The organism is Streptomyces sp. A0592 (genome assembly GCF_004795115.1).
Classification (GTDB): Bacteria; Actinomycetota; Actinomycetes; order Streptomycetales; family Streptomycetaceae; genus Streptomyces; species Streptomyces erythrochromogenes.
Genome location: NZ_SSBM01000012.1, coordinates 75,406 through 100,774, shown reverse-complemented (window position 1 = coordinate 100,774; position 25,369 = coordinate 75,406). Strand labels below are relative to the sequence as shown.

Genomic DNA, 25,369 nt, shown 5'->3' with positions numbered 1-25,369 from the left:
GCCTGACGGATGTTCAGGCGCTCGCCGGCTGCTGCCGTACCGCCGCCAGGTCCCGTTCGTAGCGGATCGCGGGGCGGCCGTCCAGGACGGTCTCCCCCACCGGCAGGAATCCGGTGCGCAGCAGGACCGTGCGCGATCCGGTGTTGTCGACGGCGGCCGCGGCGCGCAGGGTCCGCAGCCCGTACGTGTCCGCGGCGAGCAGCAGGACCTGCCGGACGGCGCTGGTGGCCAGGCCCCGGCCGGCGGCCTCCTGCGCGACGCGGAAGCCCAGTTCGGCGGAGCCGTCCTCGACGTCGATCAGGTTGATCCGTCCCAGCACCTCCCCGTCGCCGCCGATGATCAGGTGGAGGTGGTCACGCCCGGCCTCCTGCCCGGCGAGGAGTTCGCCGTGGCGGGAGTCGAAGTCGGCGAAGTACGCGTCCCCGCGGTCGGGCACCGACTGCGCGAAGTAGGCGCGGTTGGCGCTCTCGAACGCGAGCAGGGCCGGGGCGTGTTCGGCTCGGAGCCGCTGGAGTTCCGTCATCGAAGCATCCTAGTGCTGTGGCCGGAAAGGTTCGCCGGGTCGCGGTGTCCGGTGCGGTGGATCGCAAGGCGGAGGGCCACGGCCCGTACCGGACGTACTCGCGTGGTCCGACAACGCGGCGAGGTGCCGTGCCGGGCGCCGCGACCCGGTGCACCTTTCCGGTCACAGCACTGGGCAGGTCGCGGCCCTCCGGCCCGGTTCATCGCGGCGTGCTCTCCGTCGGTACGCACAGCACGGGGATCGGCGAGAGGTGCAGGAGCTTGTGCGGGGTGGAGCCGAGCAGGGCGCCGCGCATCGGGCTGTCGCCCCAGCTGCCGACGATGATGACGCGGGCGTCGTGGCGCCGGGCGGCGTCGAGCAGCGCCTGGGCCGGCTTCTCGTCGGCCACCTCGACCGTGGAGGGCACGCCGGCGGCGTCGGCCTCCTGTACGGCATGCGCGAGGGCGCTGCGGCCCGCCTGGCGGACGGCTTCCCGGTGGGCGCGGGACTCCTCGCCGGTGGGGCCCGGGGCGGCCGCGCCGTAGACGAGGACGAGGGGTTCGCCGAAGGCGGTGGCCACCTCCAGGGCGACCTGCAGGGCCCGCTCGGCGCCCGGTGATTCGTCGTATCCGAGGACCACGGACATCGGGACTCCTCAGCGCTTGCGGGTGTGGACGAGGGCCGGGTCGACCACTGTGCGCCGCTCCTGCCAGAACCGGCCGTCCCGGACCCGCCAGAAGCACATGACGAGCACGCCGACGAGGGCGATGGCGATCCCGATGACGAGCGGCGGGCCGAGGCCGAACCAGGAGACGCCGCTCGCCGAGTTCTCCGGGTTCGACATGTCGCCGATCGACTCGATCAGCAGCCAGATCAGCAGGCCGGCGCCGACCACCGGGCCGACGCCGATGAGCAGGAGGTTGTGCGGGCTCTCCGTCAGGTGGCGGCGGTAGTAGACGGCGCAGGCCAGGCCGGTGAGCGCGTAGTAGAAGGCGATGAGCAGGGACAGCGCGGTGAGCGAGTCCAGGAGCGCGTTCTCGCTGATCTGGTTGACGACGAGGTACCAGCCGATGGCGATGCCGGCCACCCACCAGGTGCTCACGTCCGGGGTCCGGAACCGCGGGTGGATGTGCGCGAGGGGCGGGGGCAGGGCGTGCCGGCGGGCCATGGACAGGGCGGTGCGGGAGGCCGGGATGATCGTGGTCTGGGTGGAGGCGAGTGCGGAGGTGCAGACGGCGAGGAGCACGACCCAGTCCCAGCCGCCCATGACCTCGTGGGCGAGGACGGCGAAGATGGCCTCCTCCTCGGCGGCGTTCTCGGCGAGGAAGACGGTGCCGGCGTAGCCGACGACCGCGAAGCCCACGGACAGGTAGGTGACCAGGAGGATCACCGTGGACCAGATCCCGGCCTTGCCGGGGGCCGTCGCGGAGTTCTCGACCTCCTCGGTGAGGTTGACCGCGGACTCCCAGCCCCAGTACATGAATACGCCGAGCAGCAGTCCGCCGGTGAGGGCGGCGCCGCCGGCGCCGAAGGGGTTGAGCCAGCTGATGCTCGGCTCGATCTCCTCCAGGGTGCTGGTGCCGGCGTAGATGCGGTAGATGGCGACCACCGCGAAGGTCAGGAGGAAGAAGACCTGGGCGAGGATGAGGATGTCCTGGAGGTGGGCCGACAGTTCGGTGCCGATGACGCAGATCGCGGTCATGGCCAGGATCACCGCGACGGTGAGGCTCTGCCGGATCCAGGCGTTGGCGGCCCAGTCGTCCAGTCCGAAGGCGAGCAGCCCGAAGTTGACGGCGACGTCCGCGAGCGAGCCGATGACCAGCACGCCCGTCATGGCGATCGCCCAGCCGCCGAGCCAGCCCGCCCAGGGGCCCATGGCCCGGGTCACCCAGGAGAAGGTCGTCCCGCAGTCCTGGTCGACCTTGTTCAGGTAGTAGAAGGCGGCCGCGATGAGCAGCATCGGCACGAAGGAGGCCAGCATGACGCCCGGCGCGTAGATCCCGACGAGGGCCACGATCGGTCCGAGGACGGCGGCGAGGGAGTAGGCGGGCGAGGTCGAGTTCAGGCCGATCACGAGCGCGTCGAGGAAGCCGATCGCGTTGGCCTTGAGCCCCGCTTCCTGGGTGGGCGTACCGGGGCCGTCGCCCGCACCGTCATGGCTCATGTACGAATGGTCACGCAGGCGGCCCCGGCGCGCGAGGCGAGCGGGGGCCGCCCGGACGCGGCCGGTACGCGGCCGGGCACGGGCGTCCGCAACCGGGTCGGCGGCGGAGTCGAGGGCGGGGTCAGTCCCGGGCGTTCCAGCCCGCGATCACCGGGAGCCCGCGCTCCGTCGAGAGCGTGCTGACGGTGCCCGTGCGCAGCAGGAAGAGCCGGCCGTACTCCGGATCCAGGCGCAGGTAGCGGGCGGTCAGGACGCGCAGGAAGTGGCCGTGGGCGACGAGCACCACGTCTCCGTCGTCCCTGCGGAGCACGGGGGCGACCCGGGCCAGGACCCGGTCCGCGCGGGCGCCCACCTGGGCGGCGCTCTCGCCGGGGTGGTCCGCGTCGCCGGGCGGGACGCCGTGGGTCCACAGGGACCAGTCGGGGGTGGTCCGGTGGATCTCGGCGGTGGTGATGCCCTCGTAGCCGCCGTAGTCCCACTCGTACAGGTCGGAGTCGATGCCGGCGCCGGGCAGCCCGGCGAGTTCGGCGGTGGCGCAGGCCCGGCGCAGCGGGCTGGTCAGCACCAGGGCCGGCCGCCGGTCCCGGAAGTAGGGGGCCAGGCAGATGGCCTCCTCCACCCCGCGCGCGGTCAGCGGAATGTCGGTGCGCCCGGTGTGCCGCCCATTGGCGCTCCAGGCGGTCTCACCGTGCCTCACCAGCAGAAGATCACTCACCCTCCGGACCCTACGCCTTCCGGCATGTCGTCGCCGCAGGGCCCGGCGGGCGTGTCACTGTCGGGCGTCATGGACGAGGACCGGAAGGCCGCGCGGACGGCCGGTTCGCGGCTCCCGCCGCACATGCCTGCGCTGATGGTCGCCCTGACCGCGGTGACCGGGGTGATCGAGGCGGTGAGCCTGCTCGCGCTCGGTCCGGCCTTCACGGCGATGCAGACCGGCAACGTGCTGTTCCTGGCCTTTGGCGTCGCGCAGGCGCCCGATCTGCCGACACTGCCCGCCGGCATCTCGCTGGCCGCGTTCGTCCTCGGGGTGTTCTGCGGCTCCCACCTGGAGTCCGTGACGGAGGCCCGCGGGCGCCGCTGGTTCGTCATGGGCCTCCTCGTCGAGGCGGGGCTGATCCTGGCCGCAGCCGCGGCGGCGTGGGGACTGGTTCCGCGGTACGGGTCGCCGACCCCGCGGCACCTGGCGGTGACGGCGGTCCTGGCGCTGGCGATGGGCATGCGCAACACCACGATCATGCGGGCGAACGTGCCGGGGGTGCCGACGACGCTGGTCACCCGGTCCATGACGGCCTTCCTCGGCGGATCCGCCATGGGGCGCGACGCCGTCTACGGATACGGGTCGGCCGGCTGGAAGCTGCGCGGCGTGTCCGTCCTGGCCATGTTCGCCGGCGGGGTCCTCGGGGCGCTGCTGATCCATGCCGGCGCGACGGTCGGCTGGCTGCTGCTGCCGCCCGCCGCCGCGGTGCTGGTGGTGGGCCTGGCCTACCGCAAGCAGCCTCCGCTGCACACCGGGCAGGCCCCTGGCCGGGAAGGGCCGCGGTGAACGGGGCCGTTGGTACAGTCACGGCATGGCGGTGGACGAGCTCGACACCAAGATCCTGCGCCTGCTGATCGAGCAGCCGCGCACCAGCGTCCGTGAGTACGCCCGGATCCTCGGTGTCGCGCGCGGCACCCTCCAGGCCCGGCTGGACCGGCTGGAGCGCACGGGCGTGATCACCGGGACGGGACCGGTGCTCTCCCCCGCGGCGCTGGGCCACCCGGTGCTGGCCTTCGTGCACATCGAGGTCACCCAGGGCCATCTGGACGACGTGGGCGACGCGCTGGCCGCCGTACCGGAGATCATCGAGGCCTTCTCCATCACCGGTGGCGGGGACCTGCTGACCCGGGTGGCGGCCCGGGACAACGGGCATCTGGAGGACGTGATCCAGCGGCTGATCCAGCTCCCCGGCGTGGTCCGCACGCGGACCGAGGTGGCGCTGCGCGAGCGGGTCCCCCACCGGCTGCTGCCCCTGGTCGAAGCAGTGGGGAGAAATGCCCGCAAAACCTGACAAGATGGCCGGTACGGGATGGGCCAGGACGCGACAGGCAGGACGGGCACAGCGGATGATCTCCGTCATATTCGATCTCGACGGCACCCTCGTGGACAGCGAGCCGAACTACTACGAGTCCGGGCGCCGCACGCTGGAGCGGCACGGCGTCCCCGATTTCACGTGGGAACAGCACTCCCGCTTCATCGGCATCGGCACGCTGGAGACCCTGGAGATCCTCAAGGAGCGGTACGGGATCCCGGCACCGGTCGAGCAGCTCCTCGCCCAGCAGAACGCCGCCTACCTGGAGCTCGCGCGCACCCGGACCGAGGTCTTCCCGCAGATGCGGGAACTCGTCGCACGGCTGCGCGCCGAGGGGGCGGCGATGGCCGTGGCCTCCGGTTCCTCGCGTGAGGCGATCGACGCCGTACTGGCGGGCACCGGCCTGGACGCGCTGCTGACCACCGTGGGGTCCGCGGAGGAGGTCGCGCAGGGCAAGCCCGCTCCGGACGTGTTCCTGGAGGCGGCCCGCCGGCTGGGCGCCGCGCCGGCCGACTGCGTGGTGGTGGAGGACGCGGCGCCGGGGGCGCGGGCCGCCCGCGCCGCGGGCATGGGGTGCATCGTGGTCCCGTACGCGGCGGAGATCGCGGACGACCCGGCCTTCACGTCCGCCGGGCTCCTCTTCCGCGGCGGGCAGCCGGAGTTCAGCGCCGACGCCGCGTACGAGTGGCTGCGCGCGCGGTTCGCGGGCCGGGCCGCCTGACGGATCGGCGGGGAGATCCGCCGGGCGGAGCGTTCCGGCCCCTGGTGCCCTGGGGGCGCGGCTGTCACCATGCGTGCGTGACCGCGACCCTGCACCCGGGCACCCGCGGCGGCGGCCCGCGCCGGTGGCCCCTGCTCGGGAACCTGCCCGCCTTCGCCCGCGATCCGCTGGCCTTCTTCGAATCCCTGCGCGACGACTACGGGGACTGGGTGCCGTGGTCCCTCGGCCCGAAGCGCAATGTGCTGGTCTCCCTGCCCGAGCACGCCGGTGAACTGCTCGGCGCCGTCGAATCCACCTTCAGGCCGACGGAACTGGGCTGGGCCTTCCACCAGTTGCTGGGCGACGGGGTGGTCGTCGCGACCGGCGACGACTGGCGGCGCAAGCGGGCCCTGGTCCAGCCGGCCGTCCGGCCGCGCCAGGTGCGCTCGTACGCCGCCACCATGGTGGAGTGCGCGGACGCGCTGGCCGGCGGCTGGCAGGAGGGCGCGCGGATCGACGTGCACCGGGAGATGGCCGGCCTCACCCAGCGGATCGCCGTGCGCACGCTGTTCGGCAGCGACGCCGCAGGCCGCGAGGCTCCCATCAGCGCGGCCATGGCCACGGCGCAGCGCGAACTGGGGGCGGAGTTCCGCGGGCTGACGCTGTTCCTCCCGCCGTGGGTGCGCACTCCCGGACGGCGCCGCATGCGCGAGGCCGTGGCGGTCCTCGACCGGGAGATCGAGCACGTCATACGCGAGCACGAGACGGCGTCGGCGGCCGGTGCGGAGCGCGACGACCTGCTGAGCCGGCTGCTGGCGGCGCGTGACGAGCACGGCGGGCCGCTGTCGCGCAAGGAGCTGCGGGACGAGTCGATCACCCTCTACATCGGCGGGCACGAGACCACCTCCACCACCCTGACCTGGGCCTGGCAGCTGCTGTCGGGGGCGCCCGGGGCCCGGGCCCGGCTGGCGGAGGAGCTGGACCGCGTACTCGGCGGGCGCCTGCCGACGTACGACGACTACGCGCTGCTGCCGTGGACCCGGCAGGTGGTCAAGGAGACGCTGCGGATCTATCCGCCGATCTGGCTGATCTCGGCGGTGGCCACCGAGGGCGCGACCCTCGGCGGGCGGCCGGTGCCGGCGGGGACGTCGGTGTGGACCAGCCCCTGGTCGGTGCACCGCGACCGGCGCTGGTTCCCGGACCCGGAGGCCTTCCGCCCCGAGCGGTGGGACGACGACGCCCCGCACCGGGTGCCCGAACACGCCTGGTTCCCCTTCGGCGGCGGCCCGCGGGCCTGCCTGGGCGCACGGTTCGCGCTGGTGGAGGCCGCGCTCGTGCTGGCCGTGCTGGGGCAGCGGTTCCACCTGGACAGCGGGAGCGAACGGGCCGGGGTCTTCCCCGGCCTCACGCTCCAGCCGGACCGGCCGGTCCTGGCCACGCTGCGGCCCGCCGGCGCGCAGGGGGCGTAGCGGCGGGGAAGATCCCGCGACCGCCACGAGTTGGTAGAACCGTGAACTATTTGAGGCGGGACGCGGGCGCGGGCACGGACGGGCACGCGGGGGTGGATGTGGACGTGGTGGTCGTCGGGGCCGGGCAGGCGGGCCTGTCCAGCGCGTACCACCTGGCACGGGCGGGGCTCGACCACGTGGTCCTCGACCACGCACCCCGCCCGGGCGGGGCCTGGCAGTACCGCTGGCCCTCGCTCACCTACGGCAGGGTCCACGGCATGCACGCCCTGCCCGGCATGGAACTCACCGGCGCCGATCCGCTGCGTCCCTCGTCGGAGGTGGTCGGGGAGTACTTCGCCGCCTATGAGGACCGGTTCGGCCTGCGCGTACGGCGACCCGTGGACGTGTCGGCGGTGCGCGAGGGGAACGGCGGACGGCTGCGCGTGGAGACCTCGGGCGGTGTCTGGTCGGCGCGGGCCCTGATCAATGCGACCGGGACCTGGGACCGGCCGTTCTGGCCGCGCTACCCGGGTCAGGAGACGTTCCGCGGCCGCCAGCTGCACACCGCGAACTACCCCGGGCCGCAGGAGTTCACCGGTGCGCGGGTGATCGTCGTGGGCGGCGGCACGTCGGCGGTCCAGCACCTGCTGGAGATGTCCGGGGTGGCAGAGCGGACCACCTGGGTGACCCGGCGGCCCCCGGTCTTCCGCGACGGAGGCTTCGGCGAGGCCGAGGGCCGGGCGGCGGTGGCCCTGGTCGACGAGCGGGTGCGCCGTGGGCTGCCGCCGCAGAGCGTGGTCAGCGTGACCGGCCTCCCGCTCAACGAGGCCGTCCGGGCCGGTCTGGCCTCGGGCGTCCTGAACCGCCTGCCGGTGTTCGACCGGATCACCGCCACGGGTGCCGCCTGGGCCGACGGCAGCCGCGTGGACGCGGACGTCATCCTGTGGGCCACCGGGTTCCGCGCGGCCGTCGACCACCTGGCGCCGCTGCGCCTGCGCGAGCCGGGCGGCGGCATCCGCGTCGAGGGGACCCGCGCCGTCCGCGACGAACGGATCCACCTGGTCGGCTACGGCCCGTCGGCCTCGACCATCGGCGCCAACCGCGCCGGCGGCGCCGCGGTCCGCGACATCCGCCGCCTGCTGAGCCGCGACCCGGCGGTCGCGCCCGCGCCCTGATCCGGCCGGGGGCCGGCGCAGGGCGGGGCGGGGGCGGGGTCCTCCGGGCCACCGGACCCTGCGGTTTTCCGCAGGGTCCGGACCTGCGGAAAACCGCAGCGTGCCGGATGGAAACCCTCATACCGGCCCTGAGCTGCGGTTTCTAGCGTGGAGGTGCAAGGGGCAGCCGCCCCGGGCAACCGCCCCACTTCCCTGGAGACCTCAGCATGCCGCACGTCATGACCACGGCGCTCCCCCATGAGCCGGCCGGCGGGTTCGCCGGCTGGGCCACCGACCTCGTCGACACGATGGGCGGCCCCGGGGCCGGCCTCGCCATCGCCCTGGAGAACCTCTTCCCGCCGCTGCCGAGCGAGGTGATCCTGCCGATGACCGGTTTCGCGGCCGGGCAGGGTGTGCTCAGTCTGGCCTCGGCCCTGTTCTGGACCACCCTCGGTTCGGTGGCGGGAGCCCTGGCCCTCTACTGGCTCGGCGCGCTCTTCGGCCGGGAGCGGATGCACGCGATCTGGGCCACGCTGCCGCTGGTGAAGGCCTCCGACCTGGTCCGCACCGAGGAGTGGTTCGCCAGGCACGGCACCAAGGCCGTCTTCCTGGGCCGGATGGTGCCGATCTTCCGCAGCCTCGTCTCGGTACCGGCCGGGGTGGAGCGCATGCCGCTGCCGGTCTTCCTGATGCTCACGACGCTGGGCAGCCTCATCTGGAACGGCGTCCTGGTCATGGCCGGCTACTGGCTGGGCGACCGCTGGGAGCTGGTGGAGGGCTACGTCGGCGTGCTGTCCAAGGTGGTGCTGGCAGTGGTGGCCGTGGCGCTCGCGGCCTACCTGGCCGTGCGCCTGCGCGGCCGCGGCTCCGCCCGGCACCGCCGCGCCTCGTGACCGCGGGCGGCGCGCGCGAGGGGCGCTCCGCGCTCCCCGGACCGCCCGGACGATCTTGTCCGGGCGGTCCGACCGCACTAGGCTCGGGCTCCGTGCGAGGGGACTTACCGGGGGCGGCTGCGGAAGGCCGCGTTCCCGAGGGCCGGGCCGTGATCCGACGCGCGTCGTGGCCGCGCCGCTGGCTCGGCGTGCTGCTCGGCTGCGGCACCGCCCTGATCAGCCTCGCGTACTTCCTCGTCACGGGCATCGCACTGGGCCCCTTCCTCCTGTGGCCCCGCACGCGCCCGGACGCGCTGGGCATCCTCGCCGGCGGTGCTCACCGGCTGGCGGCGCTGGAGCGGATGCGCCGCTCGGTGTTCTTCGGCGACCTCTTCCCGGACGCGTACGAGACCGGCGACGGGAAGACCCTGCGCTTCCTCCTGGCCCGCTGCTGCGCGGGGCTGCTGTGCACCGTCGTGGTCGGGCTGCTGGGGTTCGGCACGGTCCTGGCCGCCCTGCTCCTCGGTGCGGCGGTGCGCGGCACACCGGCCTGGACCGAGCTCCTGACCCAGGTCCTGCTGGGCGGGGTCCTGCTCTTCCTCGACGTACAGGGCCTGGCCTCGCTGGCCGCCCTCGACGCGCGGCTCGCCCGCGCGTGCTTCGGCCCCTCCGAGCGCGAGCTGCTCCAGCGGCGCATCGACGAACTGGCCACCAGCCGGGCCGCGGTCGTGCGGGCCGTGGACGCCGAGCGCCGGCGCATCGAACGTGATCTGCACGACGGGGTCCAGCAGCGGCTCGTGGCCCTGGCCATGCTGCTGGGCCGGGCCCGCCGCGGCCGCGAGCGCGACCCCCGGCAGGCCGACGCCCTGCTCGACCAGGCGCACCGCCAGTCGCAGGAGGTCCTGACCGAACTGCGCGAGGTGGCCTGGCGCGTGTACCCCTCGGCGCTGGACAGCGTGGGGCTGGAGGAGGCGCTGGGCGGGGTGGCCGAACGCTGCGCGATCCCGCTGCGCACCGAGTTCGCCGTCGCGGGGCCGCTGCCGCAACCGGTGTCGACCGCCGCCTACTTCGTGGTCTCCGAGGCCGTCACGAACGCCGCCAAGCACTCGGGGGCCACCGCGGTCACCGTGCGGGTGGCGCGGCTCGGCCCCGTCCTGACCGTGCGGATACACGACGACGGCAAGGGCGGCGCGGATCCGGCGGGCACCGGGCTGACCGGCCTGCTCAGCCGCGTGGCGGCGCTCGACGGCCTGCTGCATGTCGACAGCCCCCTCGGGGGACCCACCACCGTCACCGCGGAGCTGCCATGCGTGTGATCCTCGCCGAGGACTCGACCCTGCTGCGGGAGGGCCTGGTACGGCTGCTCGTGGAGGAGGGCCACGAGGTGCTCGCCGCGCTGCCCGACGCGGTCACCCTGCTCAAGGAGGTGGAGGAGCAGCGGCCCGATGTCGTCGTGGTCGACATCCGGATGCCGCCGACGCACACCGACGAGGGGTTGCGGGCCGCCGTGGAGATCCGCGAACGCCGGCCGGAGGTGGGGGTGCTGGTGCTGTCGCAGCATGTCGAGCGCAGCTATGCCGCCCAGTTGCTGGCGTCGAACGCGGAGCGGGTGGGATACCTCCTCAAGGACCGGGTGGCGCAGGTGGAGGAGTTCCTCGACGCGCTGGAGCGGATCCGCGCGGGCGGGGCCGTGATCGACCCGGAGGTGGTGCGGCAGCTGGTCGTCCGCACCACCCACGGCGATCCGCTGGCCCGGCTCACCCCGCGCGAGCGCACGGTGCTGGAGGCCCTCGCCCAGGGGCTGACGAACACGGCCATCGCGAACGAGCTGCACATCTCGCTGAGTTCGGTCGAGAAGAACCTCAACGCGGTCTTCGACAAGCTGGAGCTGTCGCACACCACCGGCTACAGCCGCCGCATCCTCGCGGTGCTCCGCTACCTGGAGACGTAGGCGGCGGGGTCAGCCGGTGCGCGGGCCCGCTGGGGCGGCGCGGTGCTTGTTGAAGTCCGCCACGTGCTTCCTGTGCTCCGCGTACGTCGCCGAGAAGCGGGTGTCGCCCGGCTTGACGGTGACGAAGTACAGCCAGTCGCCCGGTGTCGGCGCGACCGCCGCCGCCATCGCCTCCAGGCCCGGGCTGTCGATGGGCGTGGGCGGCAGGCCCTGGCGTTCGTAGGTGTTGAAGGGGCTGTCGATCCGGGTGTCGCTCAGCGTCGTGTCGACCGTGTTGCGGTTCAGCGCGTAGTTGAGGGTGGAGTCCATCTGGAGCGGCATCGACTTCGCCAGCCGGTTGTGCACCACCCGGGCGACCTTGCCCATGTCGGCGCGGGTGTCGGCCTCCGCCTCGATGACGCTGGCCATCGTCGCCGTCTGGTACGGGGTCATCCCGTGGGCCTTGCCGCCGTCGGCCACGGCCTTGGTGGCGAGCTTCTCGTTGGCCGTGCGCACCATGTGGGCGAGGAGTGCCGCCGGGGTGGTCTTCGAGGTCACCGGGTACGTCGCCGGGAAGAGGTACCCCTCCGGGTTGCCCTTGGCTTCCGGGGGCAGGGCCGGTGCGACGGTGGGCACCGCCGACTTGGCGGACCCTGGCGGGAGCTTCAGTTCGCGGTCGACCGCCGCGTACACCTGGGCCGCGCGCCAGCCCTCGGGGATCGTCAGCCGGCGCGGTCTCTCGGGCTCCTGGGCACCCCGCAGGACCGGGATCAGGACGACCGCACCGATCGCGAGCAGCACGCCGAGGAAGAGCGCCAGTCGGCCCCGGCGGGTGAGCCGGGATCGGCGCTGGGGCGGCCGGTACTCATGACTCATGCGGGAACGCTAACCCGCAGACCACCACTTTTCCGACATCCGACCCGCGTGCCGGTCATACAGTCATACGTTCACCGGAGCGAGCTGCGTGCCCTTCGGCGGCTCGGGGGCGAGCGCGGCGTCCCGGTCCCGGCGGACCAGGGCCGCGTACCGGCCGTCCGCCTCGATGAGTTCCTCGTGGGTGCCGCGCTCGGCTATGCGGCCGCCGTCGAGGACCACGATCTGGTCGGCGTCGCGCACGGTGGACAGGCGGTGCGCGATGGTGATGGTGGTGCGGCCCGCGGACAGGTGGTCGATGGCCTGCTGGACGGCGTGCTCGGTACGGGTGTCGAGGGCGCTGGTGGCCTCGTCGAGGATGAGCACCGGAGGGTCCCTGAGGATGGTGCGGGCGATGGCGAGGCGCTGCTTCTCGCCGCCCGAGAAGCGGTAGCCGCGCTCGCCGACCAGGGTGTCGTAGCCGTCGGGCAGGGACGCGATGTGGTCGTGGATCTGGGCGGCGCGGGCCGCCTGGGCGATCTCCTCGTCGGTGGCGTCCGGCTTGGCGAAGCGCAGGTTGTCCGCGACCGAGGCGTGGAAGAGGTAGGTCTCCTGCGAGACCACCCCGATGGAGCGGGCCAGCGAGTCGAAGTCGAGGTCGCGCACGTCCACCCCGTCGATGGCGACCCGCCCGCCGGTCACGTCGTAGAGCCGCGGCACGAGGTAGCTGAGGGTGCTCTTCCCGGAGCCCGTCGGACCGACCACGGCGAGGGAGCCGCCGGCGGGGACCGTGATGTCGATCCCGGAGAGGGTGGGGCCGTTCTCGGCGTCGTAGGCGAAGTGCACGCCCTCCAGGGCGACCTCGCCCCTGGCCCGGTCCAGCCGCACCGGGTCCGCGCGCTCGGTGATGTCCACCGGCAGGTCGAGGTACTCGAAGATGCGGGCGAACAGCGCCAGCGAGGTCTGTATCTGCACACCGGTGGACAGCAGGCTCACGGCGGGCCGGAAGAGTCCCTGCTGGAGGGTGACGAAGGCCACGAGGGTGCCGACGGAGAGCGAGGGGGCACCGGTCTGGAGGGCGATTCCGGCGGCCCAGTAGATGAGCGCGGGCATGGCGGCCATGACGATGCCGATGGTGGACATCCGCCAGCGCCCGGCCATGCTGGAGCGCACTTCGAGGTCGACGAGCTTCTCCGACTCCGCGGAGAAGGCGGCCGTGAGCGAATCGGAGCGGCCCATGGTGCGGCCGAGCAGGATGCCGCTCACCGAGAGGGACTCGGTGACCGTCGCGGCCATGGCGGCCATCTGCTTCTGCCGCTTCGTCGTGATCCTCTTGCGCTCGTTCCCGACCCGCCGGCTGATCCACACGAAGACGGGCAGCAGGAGCAGCGAGACCAGGGTGAGCCGCCAGTCGAGCGCGAGCATGGCGACCACGGTGGCGATGACGGCCGTCAGGTTGGAGACGAGCGAGGTCGCGGTGGAGGTCACGGTGGCCTGCATGCCGCCGATGTCGTTGGCGATGCGGGACTGCACCTCTCCGGTGCGGGTCCGGGTGAAGAAGGCGAGCGGCATCCGCTGGAGCTGCTCGTAGACGGCGGTGCGCAGGTCGTGCATGACGCGCTGGCCCACCGTGGTGGATATCAGCGTCTGGAGCACGCCGAAGACGCTCGTGACGACGGCGGTGGCGATCATGCCGAGCGCGAGCAGGCTGAGCAGTCCGGTGCGGCCCTGCGGGATCGCGACGTCGAGGATCTCCTTGAGCAGGAACGGCGAGGCGACGCCGACCAGCGAGGAGGCGCCGACGAGCAGGCCGACGACGGCGAGCCGGCCGCGGTAGGGGCGGAACAGCGCGACGATCCGGCGCAGCTCGCGGGGCTGCTCGGCCGGGGCGGGTCGGGTCGGATCGAGGGGGTCTTTCGATGGGGTCCACTTCGGTTCGTCGTGCGGCATGGGCACCCTCTCAGGGTCGGGGGACGGGGATCGAAGGCTTTCGCGGCGCCGGCTCGGGCAGAGCCGGCACCATTGGAGCATAGGTCATTGTTACCTATACTCACAATGAACGGGGTCCTGATATCGTTCCCGCATGAGCTCCGCCTCCGACACCGATCGCCTCCTCGCCGAGCAGCTCCTGCGCCTGACGCGCAGGCTCCACCGGATCCAGAAGCGCCACATGGTGCCGCTCGGGATCACTCCCGCCCAGAGTCGGCTGCTGCGCCTCGTCTCGCATTACGAGGGCGAGCAGCCGCCCCGGATGTCGGACCTCGCCGCCCGGCTCGAGGTCGTCCCCCGTGCGGTGACCACCCTCGTCGACGGCCTGGAGGCGGCCGAGTGCGTGCGGCGCGTGCCCGACCCGGCGAACCGCCGCGTCATCAGGATCGAGCTCACCGACACCGGACGCGCCACGCTGCGCCGTCTGCGCAACGCGCGGACCGACGCGGCAGAGGAGATCCTGGCTCCGTTGACCGCCGACCAGCGCGAGGTGCTCGGCGGTCTGCTGAACGCCCTGTCGGACGCCCCGGCGGAGCGCACCTGCTGACTGGGCCACCCGAGGGCCGTACCGAGGCGAGGGGTCGCACATGCCGCTGCTGGAACCGAAGGCGGGGGCCCTGCGCCCACGCAGCATCAGCGGCCCCTCACCCGACCGGGTCCCCCCGCACCGGGTCGGCGGCACACCGGAACCCCTGCGCACCGAGCTGACCGAGCTGCTGGGGGCCGAGAAGGTGCTGGGGAAGGTCTCCGACCTGGTCCGCTACGCCTCCGACGCCTCGCCCTACCGCTTCGTGCCCCAGGTCGTGGTGATCGCCGAGGACCTCGACGACGTCTCCGCAGTCCTCTCCTACGCCCACGGCCGGCAGCGCGAGGTCGTCTTCCGCGCCGCCGGGACCTCGCTCAACGGCCAGGCCCAGGGCGAGGACATCCTGGTCGACGTACGCCGCCACTGGGCCGGCGTCGAGGTCCTGGAGGAGGGCCGGCGGGCCCGCATCCGGCCCGGCACCACCGTGCTGCGGGCCAATGCCGCGCTGGCCCGGCACGGCCGGATCCTCGGCCCCGACCCGGCCAGCGCCATCGCCTGCACCGTCGGCGGGGTCGTCGCCAACAACGCCTCCGGGATGACGGCGGGCACCACGCGGAACTCCTACCGCACGCTGTCCTCCCTCACCTTCGTCCTGCCCGGCGGCACCGTCGTGGACACGGCCGACCCGCTGGCCGACGAGGAACTGGCGCGCGCCGAACCGGCCCTGTGCCGCGGACTGATGGCGATCAAGCGGGAGATCGAGGCCGATCCCGCGCTGACCGCCCGGATCCGCGCCAAGTACGAGATCAAGAACACCACCGGCTACCGGCTCGACGCCTACCTGGACGGCAACACCCCCGTCGAGATCCTGCGGGGGCTGATGGTCGGCTCGGAGGGCACCCTCGGCTTCATCTCCGAGGTCGTCTTCGACACCCTGCCGCTGGACCGCGAACTGTGGACCGCCCTGCTCTTCTTCCCCTCCCTGCCCGCCGCGGCCGCGGCCGTTCCCCGCTTCAACGAGGCGGGCGCACTCGCCGTCGAGCTGATGGACGCGAACACCCTGCGGGCCTCGGTCAGCGTCGAGGGGGTGCCCGCCGACTGGGCCGGACTGCCGGGGACGACCACGGCCCTGCTCGTGGAGTTCCGGGCTCCGGACGCGGCCGGCCGCGAGGCCTGCGCACGCCGCGCGGCAACGGCCCTCGAAGGGCTCGACCTGATCGCCCCCGTGCCCTCGATCACCAACCGCTTCACCAGCGACCCGGGGACCATCAGCGGCTACTGGAAGGCCCGCAAGGCCTTCGTCACCGCCGTCGGCGGTGCCCGCGCCCGCGGCACCACCCTGATCACCGAGGACTTCGCGGTTCCGCCGTCCCGGCTGGCCGAAGCGTGCGCGGCCCTCCTCGAACTCCAGGCGGAGCACGGATTCGACGCCGCGGTCGCCGGCCACGCCGCCCACGGGAACCTGCACTTCCTGCTCGCCTTCGACGCCGCCGACCCGGCCGACGTCGCGCGGTACGGGGCCTTCATGGAGGCCTTCTGCCGGCTCACCGTGGAACGCTTCGACGGCTCCCTGAAGGCCGAGCACTCGACCGGCCGCAACATGGCCCCCTTCCTGGAACTGGAATGGGGCCCCGGGGCCGCCGACCTGATGTGGCGCACCAAACGGCTCGTCGATCCGGCCGGGGTGCTCGCCCCGCGGATCCTCCTCGACCGCGACCCGCAGGCCCATCTGCGCGGCCTGAAGACGATTCCGCAGGTGGAGGCGGTGGCGGACCCGTGCATCGAGTGCGGGTTCTGCGAACCGACCTGCCCGAGCGAGGACCTGACGACCACTCCGCGCCAGCGCATCGTGCTGCGCCGCGAGATGGTCCGCCAGCAGCCGGGGTCGCCCCTGCTGGACGGACTGCTCAGTGCCTACGGCTACGACGCGGTGGACACCTGCGCGGGGGATTCCACCTGCCGGCTCGCCTGCCCGGTGGGGATCGACACCGGAGCGCTGATGAGGGACTTCCGCCACCGCCGCCACGGTGCGCGCGAGGAGGCCGCCGCGGCGCTGGCCGCCCGGCGCTTCCGCGCCGTCGAAGCCGCCGCCCGGACAGCCGTCGCCCTCGCCGGCCGGATCCCCGACCGGGTCGGGGACCGGCTGCTGGAGGCGGCCACCGGGGCCGCGCGCAAGGCCGTACGACCGGACCTGGTGCCGCGGTGGCTGCCGCAGATCCCGGGCGCCGCCGGGAGACTGCCCGTCACACGGCGCTCGGGCGCCGCGGCCGTCTACTACCCGGCCTGCGTCAACCGGATCTTCGGCGGCCCGGAGGGCCGCCCCGGTCCGTCGCTGCCGCAGGCCCTCGTGGCCGTGTCGCAGCGGGCCGGCAAGCCGGTCTGGATCCCCCGCGACGTGACCGGCACCTGCTGCGCGACGATCTGGCACTCCAAGGGCTACGAGGAGGGGAACCGGGTGATGGCCAACCGGATCGTCGAGGCGGCCTGGGGCTGGACGGCCGGCGGGCGGCTGCCGCTGGTCGTCGACGCCTCTTCCTGCACCCTGGGCATCGCCCGCGAGGTGGTCCCGTACCTCACGCCGGACAACCGCTCCCTGCACGAGGAGCTGCGGATCGTCGACTCGGTCGTGTGGGCCGCGCAGGAGCTGCTGGCGCACCTGGAGGTCCGGCGCACGGTGGGCTCGGCCGTCCTGCACCCCACCTGCTCGATGCTGCACCTGGGCGACGTACCGCAGCTGCGGACGGTCGCCGAGGCCTGCGCCGACGAGGTGGTGGTCCCGGACGACGCCGGCTGCTGCGCCTTCGCGGGCGACCGGGGCATGCTGCACCCGGAGCTGACGGCCGCGGCGACGGCGCGGGAGGCCGCGGAGGTGACCGCGCGGTCCTTCGACGCCCATCTGTCGGCGAACCGGATGTGCGAAGTGGGCATGGACCGGGCCACCGGCCGCAGTTACCACTCGGTCCTCGTCGAACTGGAGCGCGCCACCCGCCCGTGAGCGCCGGTGTGCGCGGCCCCCGCGACCAGGCACCGGAGGAGCTCCGCGTACGAAAGCCTCTCTCGCCGGGACCCGAAGGGACGGAAAATCAATTGCCCGCCCCCGGCCCGGAAGGCGAACCTTGCACGGTTTGGACCACTCGACCAGTCATGGGGCGTCATGCAGATCAGCGATCTTCCGTATCCGGATCCGGGGGTGCCAGACGCTCGTTCCGGCCCCCGTTTCCTCCTGTGGCTGGGGCGTGGTCAGCTCGGCGGACAGCTCAAGAGCCTGTGCTGGGGCATGCTGCACTTCGGCGGCGTCGCCGGACTCCCGTACGCCGTGGGCCTGGGCATCGACGCGGTCGTGGACCGCGAGGCGAGCCGCCTGCTGCTCGTCGGCGGACTGCTCGTCCTGATCGGCGTCGCCATCTCGGTCGGCGACGCCATGCTCCACCGCACCGCCGTCACCAACTGGATCACCGCCGCCGCCCGCGTGCAGCAACTCCTCGCCCGCAAGACCGCCGAGCTGGGCTCCGCCCTGACCCGCCGGGTCGCCGCGGGTGAGGTCGTCGCGGTGTCCACCGGCGACGTGGAGAAGATCGGATGGTTCGTCGAGGCGGTCTCCCGCTTCCTCGCCGCCGTCTTCTCCATCGTCCTCGTCTGCGTGGGCCTGATGTTCTACGCACCCGAACTGGGCGTGGTCGTGTCCGTCGGCGTGCCGGTGGTCGCCCTGGCCTCGCTGCCGCTGCTGCCGCGGGCCACCCGGCGCGCCGACATCCAGCGGGAGAAGGCGGGCAGGGCGACCGAGCTGGCCTCGGACACCGTCGCGGGCCTGCGCGTGCTGCGCGGCATCGGCGGCGAGGAGCTGTTCCTCGGCCGGTACCGCGAGGCTTCGCAGGAGGTCCGCAAGGCCGCGGTGCGCAGTGCCCGGATGTGGGCGCTGATCTCCGCGATCCAGGTGGTGCTCCCGGGCCTGCTGCTGATCACGGTCGTCTGGTACGGCGCCTCCCTGGCCCTGGACGGGCGCATCGCGGTGGGTGAACTCGTCGCGGCCTTCAGCGCGGTGGCGACGCTCCTCTACCCCCTGCGCCACTTCGAGGAGATCGCCATGGCCTACTCCTTCTCGCGCCCCTCCGCCCAGCGGGCGGCACGGGTGCTGTCGCTGACCCGGACGGACGCCGCGGAGCGGCCCGAGCAGACCGGACCGGTGGCGGAGCCGCCCGCGGGCGGGGACCTGTACGACCCGCGGACCGGGCTGCTGGCACCCGCCGGCCGGTTCACCGCCGTCGTATGCGGGGACCCGGACCTGGCGGGCCGGCTGGCGGAACGCCTCGGCGGCCACGCCATGGAGGAAGGGGACGCGGACCGGAACGGCGACGGGGACCGGGACGGCAAGCGGGTCCGGGACAGCGGGCGGGAGGCCAAGGACGGTCCTTCGGTGCTCCTCGGCGGGGTCGCGCTGGACGACCTCGCACTGGACACCGCCCGCAGGCTGGTCCTCGTACAGGACAAGGACCCGGTGCTGCTGTCGGGCACCCTGCGCGAGCTGTTCGACGTACCGGCCTCCGGGGCCGTCGACCCGGGCGCCGCTCTCGCCTCCGCCCAGTGCGCGGACGTACTGGACGCGCTGCTGCAGTCGGCGCCGGACGGGGTCGACGACCCGATGGACGCCCGGATCACCGAGCGCGGCCGGTCGCTGTCCGGCGGCCAGCGCCAGCGGCTCGCGCTGGCCCGGTCCCTGGTCACCGACCCGGAGGTGCTCGTGCTCGACGAGCCGACCTCCGCGGTCGACTCGCACACCGAGGCACGGATCGCGGACGGGATCGCGGACCTGCGCGCCGGGCGCACCACCGTCGTACTGGCGTCCTCGCCGCTGCTGCTGGACCGCGCGGAACGGGTCGTGCTCATCGACGACGGCGCCGTGGCGGCCGTCGGGACCCACCGCGAGCTGCTGCACCGCGAGCCGCTCTACCGGGCGGTCGTCACCCGCGAGACGGACGAGGAGCAGCGGCTCGCCGGACTCGCCATGCCAGAGCTGGAAGAAGTACTCACAGAGATCGAGGAATCCGCATGATCGGCGTGGCGCCGCCGGAGTACGATCCGGCGGCCCCCGAGACGGCCGCGACGCTGCCCGTGGGCACGCCGGCGACCGTACGGGGCTATGTGCGCGACCTGTTCCGGCGCCACCGGCGGGCCTTCCTGGTGCTGGTGGGCGTCAACGCGGTCGCGGTGATCGCCTCCATGGTCGGCCCGTACCTGCTGGGCCGGGTCGTGGACGAGCTCGCGGCGGGTGCGCGCGAGCTGCAACTGGAGCGGATGGCGGTGTTGTTCGCGCTGGCGCTCGCCGTGCAGACCTGCTTCGTGCGGCTGGTACGGCTGCGCGGGGCGATGCTGGGCGAGGAGATGCTCGCCGATCTGCGCGAGGACTTCCTGGTGCGGTCGGTGGGGCTGCCGCCGGGCGTGCTGGAACGCGCCGGGACCGGTGACCTGCTGTCGCGGATCACCACCGACATCGACCGGCTGGCCAACGCGATGCGCGAGGCCGTGCCGCAGCTGGCCATCGGCGTGGTCTGGGCGGGGCTGCTGTTCGGCGCCCTCGCGGTGACCGCGCCGCCGCTGGCGCTGGCCGCGCTGGTCGCGCTGCCGGTCCTGGTGATCGGCTGCCGCTGGTACTTCCGGCGGGCGCCCTCGGCGTACCGCTCGGAGGCGGCGGGCTACGCCGCGGTCGCCGCCGTGCTCACCGAGACGGTGGACGCGGGCCGCACGGTCGAGGCGCACCGGCTGGGTCCGGAGCGGATCGCCAAGTCGGAGCGGCGGATCAAGGAGTGGACGGCGTGGGAGCGGTACACGCTGTTCCTGCGGACGGTCCTCTTCCCCGTCATCAACGTCACCTTCGTGACGATTCTCGGCTCGGTGCTGCTGATCGGCGGCTACTGCGTGCTGCAGGGCTGGATGTCGGTGGGTCAGCTGACCACGGGCGCGCTGCTCGCACAGATGCTGATCGATCCGATCGGCCTCATCCTGCGCTGGTACGACGAGCTGCAGGTCGCCCAGGTGTCGCTGGGCCGCCTGGTGGGGGTGCGGGAGATCGAACCGGACGCCGGTGACGCGAAGGTCGCGCCCGACGGCCGGGACGTGCGGGCGGAGGATGTCCGCTTCGGCTACAAGGAGGGCGTCGACGTCCTGCACAAGGTGTCCATGTCGGTGCCGCCCGGCACCAGGATGGCGCTCGTCGGCCCCTCGGGCGCGGGCAAGTCCACCCTGGGGCGGCTGCTCGCCGGCATCTACGGGCCTCGCACCGGCGAGGTCACCCTCGGCGGGGCCCGGCTGTCGCGGATGCCGGCGGAGCGGGTGCGTGAGCACGTGGCCCTGGTCAACCAGGAGCACCACGTGTTCGTGGGATCGCTGCGCGACAACCTCCGGCTCGCGCGGACGGGCGCCGAGGACGCCGAGCTGTGGGCGGCGCTGGGCGCGGTGGACGCGGACGGCTGGGCCCGGTCCCTCGCGGACGGCCTGGACACCGAGGTCGGCTCCGGCGCCACGGCGCTCACCCCGGCGCAGGCGCAGCAGGTGGCGCTGGCCCGGCTGGTGCTGGCGGACCCGCACACGCTGGTGCTGGACGAGGCCACCTCGCTGCTGGACCCCCGGGCCGCGCGGCATCTGGAACGCTCCCTGGCCCGGGTGCTGGACGGCCGCACGGTCATCGCCATCGCCCACCGGCTCCACACGGCCCACGACGCGGACGTGATCGCCGTGGTCGAGGCCGGCCGGATCAGCGAACTCGGCTCGCACGACGAGCTGGTGGCGGCGGACGGGGCGTACGCGGCCCTGTGGCGCTCCTGGCACGGCTGATCCCGCGGCGGCGGGTCCGTCAGCTGGTCCGGGGAAGGCGTACGGCCTCGATCACCGGGTCACGGAGCAGTGCTTCGACCAGGTGCTCGGGGCCGACGACCTCGGTGGCCCACAGGTCGTAGTCGGTGCACAGGATCCACGAGCGGTCCTCGGACCACAGGTTGGAGGGGCCCTGCGTGCTGTGTGCCACGAGCACGTCGACGAGCCGGTCCCATGTCGGGCGGTCGAGGCTGCCCTCCGTGGGCGGCTCGATGCCGACGGGCCGGCTGTCGTCCAGCCGCGCGGACGGGAAGCACCGCAAGGACGGGTACTTCCCGTCGGGGACCATCGGGTCACCGCACCGGGCGGCGAGCTCGGCCCATCGCAGTCGGCGGTAGGACGGTCCGGGATGCTCGGCGCGTCCGAGACCGCCGCCGGTGGCGGTGCCGATTTCGAGGTCGATGTTCCCGAGGCGGGCGGGCTCGATGGCACCCGCGGCGAGGGCCGCCTGCCGCAGTTCGTGGTGGGAGAGGCCCCCGGGAAGCCGGTCGTGCCGTCACCGCAGCGTTCCGTCAGCCAGTCGGTCTCGGAGGACGGAGCCTGCGGCCAGAGGTGGTGCGTACCGGACATCCGCCCTGGCTAGGGCGGCATCGTCCGGTCGGGGGACCGCCCTGCTCGCCGGGCACCCGCCGGGCCCGGTCTAGGCCGTCTCTTCCGGATCTTGCCGGGCCCGCGCCGCCCGGCACCGCACCCGGCCGCGTTGTCGAGGCGCCCGAGTACGTCCAGTACACGGGCGCCCCTCCGCCCTGCCGGCCACGGCACCGGACGACGCGGGCCCGACCGACAAGATCCGAAAGAGACGACCTAGATGAAGCCGAGGGCCGAGGCGCCTCCGAAGCCGCCCAGCAGGATGAAGACGGGCATGAGGACCTTCAGCTCCACCCAGCTGCCGGCACGGAAGCGCAGGGCCTTCGGCGGGCCGATCGGGTACCAGCGCTTCCCGGCGATCGGCAGGGGCCACAGGACCGGGCAGCCGGAGACCGTCAGCGCGTCGCCGATGTCGTGGACCAGGGCCCCGAGCACGATGGGCAGGCCGAGCCAGAGGTACTCCTGCCCCGGCTCGGTGAACAGCCAGTTCGCCCCGTTTCCGGGCTGGTCGAGCACTCCGGCCATGATCCACGCACTGGTTGCGCCGAGCAGCCAGACCAGGACGTCGCTGGACATCCGGGCGGCCCGCCAAAGGAGGCCCTCGACCGCGAGCACCAGGTGCACGAAGAGCAGCGCGAGCACGCCCCAGCGGTCGGCGGTCACGGCGAGCGCGGAGGCTCCGCCGCCGATCAGCACGGCCCAGAGCCAGGTGTGCGTCAGGGTGCGGTGGCCGCCGGAGCGGCGGGCGTCCTTCGTGGAGCGGGTGGCCTTGTAGACGGCGTAGGAGATCTTGTCGACCACCTCGCACAGGCCTTTGGACAGCGGACCGAAGGCGCGGGAGATCGTCGCCGACTTGTGGTCGAGGTCCGGGGCGAGTGCGGCGCCTGCGCAGATCAGAGCGCCGACGACGAGGACCGGCCAGGGCATGGGGTGGCCGGCGGCGGCAGTGGCCGCGCCCACCCCCAGCCAGGCCGCCGCCCCGGACAGTGAGTGCGCCGGACCCATCATGGTCGTTCCCCGCCCCGCTGGTGTGTGTCGGGCCCTGTTGACCGGTTCGCTCGGGCCGCATCGACGGCACAGCGTACAGTCGGTGATCTTCCTTCCGTCCTCCGGTTCCCTGATCCGGGGGGAAGCCAGGCAAGATGGGGGCGTGACCCTCATTGATCAGCTCCCGCCGACCGCCGACCCCGACGCCCTCTTCGAGGCTTTCTCCTCGTGGGCGGAGGACCAGGGCATCACCCTGTACCCGGCTCAGGAGGAGGCGCTGATCGAGGTCGTCTCCGGGGCGAACGTGATCCTGTCCACCCCGACGGGCTCCGGCAAGAGCCTGGTCGCTGCCGGTGCGCACTTCACCGCGCTGGCCCAGGACAAGGTGACCTTCTACACCGCCCCGATCAAGGCGCTGGTGTCGGAGAAGTTCTTCGACCTGTGCAAGCTCTTCGGCACCGAGAACGTCGGCATGCTGACCGGCGACGCCTCGGTGAACGCGGACGCGCCGGTGATCTGCTGCACCGCCGAGGTGCTGGCCTCCATCGCCCTGCGCGACGGCAAGCACGCCGACATCGGCCAGGTCGTGATGGACGAGTTCCACTTCTATGCCGAGCCGGACCGCGGCTGGGCGTGGCAGATCCCGCTGCTGGAGCTGCCGCAGGCGCAGTTCGTCCTGATGTCGGCGACGCTCGGCGACGTGAAGCGGTTCGAGGAGGACCTGACCCGGCGCACCGGTCGGCCCACCTCGGTGGTCCGCTCCGCGAGCCGGCCCGTCCCGCTGTCCTACGAGTACGTCACCACGCCGATCACCGACACGATCACCGAGCTGCTGGAGACCCGGCAGGCTCCCGTCTACATCGTGCACTTCACGCAGGCCCAGGCGGTCGAGCGGGCGCAGTCGCTGATGAGCATCAACATGTGCACCCGCGAGGAGAAGGACAAGATCCAGGAGCTGATCGGCAACTTCCGGTTCACCACGAAGTTCGGCCAGAACCTCTCGCGCTACGTGCGGCACGGCATCGGCGTGCACCACGCCGGCATGCTGCCCAAGTACCGGCGCCTGGTGGAGAAGCTCGCGCAGGCCGGTCTGCTGAAGGTCATCTGCGGTACGGACACGCTCGGGGTCGGCGTCAACGTCCCGATCCGCACGGTGCTGTTCACGGCGCTCACCAAGTACGACGGCAACCGGGTCCGCACGCTGCGCGCCCGCGAGTTCCACCAGATCGCCGGACGGGCCGGACGGGCCGGCTTCGACACGGCGGGCTTCGTGGTCGCCCAGGCGCCCGAGCACGTCATCGAGAACGAGAAGGCCCTCGCGAAGGCGGGCGACGACCCGAAGAAGCGCCGCAAGGTGGTCCGCAAGAAGGCGCCCGAGGGCTTCGTCGCCTGGTCGGACACCACCTTCGAGAAGCTCATCGCCGCCGACCCGGAGCCGCTGACCTCTCGGTTCAAGGTCACCAACATCATGCTGCTGTCGGTGATCGCCCGGCCCGGCGACGCCTTCCAGGCGATGCGCCACCTCCTGGAGGACAACCACGAGCCGCGCAAGGCCCAGCTGCGGCACATCCGGCGGGCCATCGCGATCTACCGCTCGCTGCTGGACGGCGGCGTCGTGGAGAAGCTCGACACCCCGGACGCCGAGGGCCGCACCATCCGGCTCACCGTCGACCTCCAGCAGGACTTCGCGCTCAACCAGCCGCTGTCCACCTTCGCGCTGGCCTCCTTCGACCTGCTGGACCCCGAGTCCCCCTCCTACGCGCTGGACATGGTGTCCGTCGTGGAGTCCACGCTCGACGACCCGCGCCAGATCCTGGCCGCCCAGCAGAACAAGGAGCGCGGCATCGCGGTCGGCCAGATGAAGGCCGACGGGATCGAGTACGAGGAGCGGATGGAGCGGCTCCAGGACGTCACCTATCCCAAGCCGCTGGAAGAGCTCCTCTCCCACGCCTACGACGTGTACGCGAAGAGCCACCCGTGGGTGCGCGACCACCCCGTCTCCCCGAAGTCGATCATCCGCGACATGTACGAACGCGCGATGACCTTCACCGAGTTCACCTCCTTCTACGAACTGGCCCGCACCGAGGGCATCGTGCTGCGCTACCTGGCCAGTGCGTTCAAGGCGCTGGACCACACCATCCCCGACGACCTCAAGTCCGAGGACCTCGAGGACCTGATCGCCTGGCTGGGCGAGCTGGTCCGCCAGGTCGACTCGAGCCTGCTCGACGAGTGGGAGCAGCTGGCGAACCCGGAGGTGGAGACGGCGGAGCAGGCCCAGGAGAAGGCCGACCAGGTCAAGCCGGTCACCGCGAACGCGCGCGCCTTCCGCGTCCTGGTCCGCAACGCCATGTTCCGCCGGGTGGAGCTGGCCGCCCTGGACAACGTCGACGCGCTGGGCGAGCTGGACGCCGAGTCGGGCTGGGACGCCGACGCCTGGGGCGAGGCCATGGACGCGTACTGGGACGAGTACGACGACCTGGGCACCGGCCCCGACGCCCGCGGCCCGAAGCTCCTCCAGATCGAGGAGGATCCCGCGCACGGCCTGTGGCGCGTCCGCCAGACCTTCGCCGACCCGGGCGGCGACCATGGCTGGGGCATCAGCGCCGAGGTCGACCTGGCCGCGTCCGACGAGGAGGGCCGGGCGGTCGTCCGGGTCACCTCGGTCGGCGAACTCGGCGCCTTGTGACCTGATCCGGCACGCCGCCGGACCGCCCGGACCCG

Annotated in this window: 22 protein-coding genes; 14 read left to right on the top strand and 8 right to left on the bottom strand. The window is 73.0% G+C overall.

What is annotated here, in order from left to right; genetic code table 11:
- Nucleotides 1-13 precede the first annotated feature (13 nt).
- The 4 genes from E6U81_RS19085 to E6U81_RS19070 all read right to left on the bottom strand — a co-directional run bounded on the left by E6U81_RS19085 (nt 14) and on the right by E6U81_RS19070 (nt 3,381).
- The gene (locus E6U81_RS19085; protein ID WP_136231300.1) at nt 14-523 is read right to left on the bottom strand and encodes a GNAT family N-acetyltransferase; all 510 of its coding nucleotides are present in this window, start codon (nt 521-523) and stop codon (nt 14-16) included.
- A 199-nt stretch (nt 524-722) separates the two neighbouring features.
- Entirely contained in the window at nt 723-1,148 is a 426-nt protein-coding gene (locus tag E6U81_RS19080) for a universal stress protein (protein ID WP_031156686.1), read from the bottom strand.
- Nucleotides 1,149-1,157: 9 nt separating this feature from the next.
- Nucleotides 1,158-2,666 (bottom strand): APC family permease, encoded by a 1,509-nt coding sequence (locus E6U81_RS19075; RefSeq protein WP_136231299.1) that lies wholly within the window; start codon nt 2,664-2,666, stop codon nt 1,158-1,160.
- Nucleotides 2,667-2,787: 121 nt separating this feature from the next.
- A complete protein-coding gene (locus tag E6U81_RS19070; RefSeq protein ID WP_136231298.1) occupies nt 2,788-3,381 on the bottom strand; it encodes a histidine phosphatase family protein in 594 nt (197 codons plus the stop codon).
- A gap of 24 nt (nt 3,382-3,405) precedes the next feature.
- On the opposite strand from E6U81_RS19070, the gene E6U81_RS19065 reads away from it, so the two are divergent.
- The 8 genes from E6U81_RS19065 to E6U81_RS19030 all read left to right on the top strand — a co-directional run bounded on the left by E6U81_RS19065 (nt 3,406) and on the right by E6U81_RS19030 (nt 10,860).
- Nucleotides 3,406-4,209, top strand: coding sequence for a YoaK family protein (locus tag E6U81_RS19065; RefSeq protein WP_136231297.1), 804 nt, complete (start codon nt 3,406-3,408; stop codon nt 4,207-4,209).
- A gap of 25 nt (nt 4,210-4,234) precedes the next feature.
- Nucleotides 4,235-4,714 (top strand): Lrp/AsnC family transcriptional regulator, encoded by a 480-nt coding sequence (locus E6U81_RS19060; RefSeq protein WP_136231296.1) that lies wholly within the window; start codon nt 4,235-4,237, stop codon nt 4,712-4,714.
- A gap of 55 nt (nt 4,715-4,769) precedes the next feature.
- Nucleotides 4,770-5,456, top strand: coding sequence for an HAD family phosphatase (locus E6U81_RS19055; RefSeq protein WP_136231295.1), 687 nt, complete (start codon nt 4,770-4,772; stop codon nt 5,454-5,456).
- Between the two features lie 77 nt (nt 5,457-5,533).
- The gene (locus E6U81_RS19050; RefSeq protein WP_136231294.1) at nt 5,534-6,904 is read left to right on the top strand and encodes a cytochrome P450; all 1,371 of its coding nucleotides are present in this window, start codon (nt 5,534-5,536) and stop codon (nt 6,902-6,904) included.
- Nucleotides 6,905-6,954: 50 nt separating this feature from the next.
- Nucleotides 6,955-8,058 carry an FAD-dependent oxidoreductase gene (locus tag E6U81_RS19045; RefSeq protein WP_168714683.1) on the top strand — a complete coding sequence of 368 codons (1,104 nt, stop codon included), beginning with the start codon at nt 6,955-6,957 and terminating at the stop codon, nt 8,056-8,058.
- 218 nt (nt 8,059-8,276) lie between these two features.
- Nucleotides 8,277-8,930, top strand: a complete 654-nt coding sequence (locus E6U81_RS19040) for a DedA family protein (protein WP_136231293.1) — start codon at nt 8,277-8,279, stop codon at nt 8,928-8,930.
- Nucleotides 8,931-9,079: 149 nt separating this feature from the next.
- Nucleotides 9,080-10,225 carry a sensor histidine kinase gene (locus tag E6U81_RS19035; protein WP_136231292.1) on the top strand — a complete coding sequence of 382 codons (1,146 nt, stop codon included), beginning with the start codon at nt 9,080-9,082 and terminating at the stop codon, nt 10,223-10,225.
- A complete protein-coding gene (locus E6U81_RS19030; protein WP_136231291.1) occupies nt 10,216-10,860 on the top strand; it encodes a response regulator transcription factor in 645 nt (214 codons plus the stop codon). The genes E6U81_RS19035 and E6U81_RS19030 overlap by 10 nt, the downstream gene beginning before the upstream one ends.
- A 9-nt stretch (nt 10,861-10,869) precedes the next feature.
- Here E6U81_RS19030 and mltG read toward each other — a convergent pair whose 3' ends face one another.
- Together mltG and E6U81_RS19020 are read right to left on the bottom strand one after the other, a co-directional pair.
- The gene (gene mltG / locus E6U81_RS19025) at nt 10,870-11,715 is read right to left on the bottom strand and encodes an endolytic transglycosylase MltG (protein ID WP_136231290.1); all 846 of its coding nucleotides are present in this window, start codon (nt 11,713-11,715) and stop codon (nt 10,870-10,872) included.
- A gap of 63 nt (nt 11,716-11,778) precedes the next feature.
- A complete protein-coding gene (locus E6U81_RS19020; protein ID WP_136231444.1) occupies nt 11,779-13,641 on the bottom strand; it encodes an ABC transporter ATP-binding protein in 1,863 nt (620 codons plus the stop codon).
- Nucleotides 13,642-13,774: 133 nt separating this feature from the next.
- Between E6U81_RS19020 and E6U81_RS19015 the strand changes: the two genes are divergently transcribed.
- The 4 genes from E6U81_RS19015 (at nt 13,775) to E6U81_RS19000 (ending at nt 21,034) form a co-directional block, all read left to right on the top strand.
- The gene (locus tag E6U81_RS19015) at nt 13,775-14,227 is read left to right on the top strand and encodes a MarR family transcriptional regulator (RefSeq protein WP_136231289.1); all 453 of its coding nucleotides are present in this window, start codon (nt 13,775-13,777) and stop codon (nt 14,225-14,227) included.
- A gap of 40 nt (nt 14,228-14,267) precedes the next feature.
- Nucleotides 14,268-17,201 carry an FAD-binding and (Fe-S)-binding domain-containing protein gene (locus tag E6U81_RS19010; RefSeq protein WP_136231288.1) on the top strand — a complete coding sequence of 978 codons (2,934 nt, stop codon included), beginning with the start codon at nt 14,268-14,270 and terminating at the stop codon, nt 17,199-17,201.
- Between the two features lie 159 nt (nt 17,202-17,360).
- Entirely contained in the window at nt 17,361-19,256 is a 1,896-nt protein-coding gene (locus tag E6U81_RS19005) for an ABC transporter ATP-binding protein (protein ID WP_136231287.1), read from the top strand.
- On the top strand, nt 19,253-21,034 hold the full coding sequence (locus tag E6U81_RS19000; protein WP_136231286.1) for an ABC transporter ATP-binding protein: 1,782 nt from the start codon (nt 19,253-19,255) through the stop codon (nt 21,032-21,034). Before E6U81_RS19005 ends, E6U81_RS19000 begins: the two co-directional genes overlap by 4 nt.
- A gap of 19 nt (nt 21,035-21,053) precedes the next feature.
- Here E6U81_RS19000 and E6U81_RS41095 read toward each other — a convergent pair whose 3' ends face one another.
- Complete coding sequence (locus tag E6U81_RS41095; RefSeq protein ID WP_240803901.1) at nt 21,054-21,362, bottom strand: hypothetical protein; 309 nt, start codon at nt 21,360-21,362, stop codon at nt 21,054-21,056.
- A gap of 60 nt (nt 21,363-21,422) precedes the next feature.
- On the opposite strand from E6U81_RS41095, the gene E6U81_RS41090 reads away from it, so the two are divergent.
- On the top strand, nt 21,423-21,656 hold the full coding sequence (locus tag E6U81_RS41090; protein ID WP_240803900.1) for a hypothetical protein: 234 nt from the start codon (nt 21,423-21,425) through the stop codon (nt 21,654-21,656).
- Between the two features lie 221 nt (nt 21,657-21,877).
- Here the strand turns inward: E6U81_RS41090 and E6U81_RS18990 are convergent, their stop codons facing one another.
- The gene (locus E6U81_RS18990; RefSeq protein WP_031156654.1) at nt 21,878-22,669 is read right to left on the bottom strand and encodes a metal-dependent hydrolase; all 792 of its coding nucleotides are present in this window, start codon (nt 22,667-22,669) and stop codon (nt 21,878-21,880) included.
- 142 nt (nt 22,670-22,811) lie between these two features.
- On the opposite strand from E6U81_RS18990, the gene E6U81_RS18985 reads away from it, so the two are divergent.
- Complete coding sequence (locus E6U81_RS18985) at nt 22,812-25,334, top strand: DEAD/DEAH box helicase (RefSeq protein ID WP_136231285.1); 2,523 nt, start codon at nt 22,812-22,814, stop codon at nt 25,332-25,334.
- Nucleotides 25,335-25,369 lie beyond the last annotated feature (35 nt).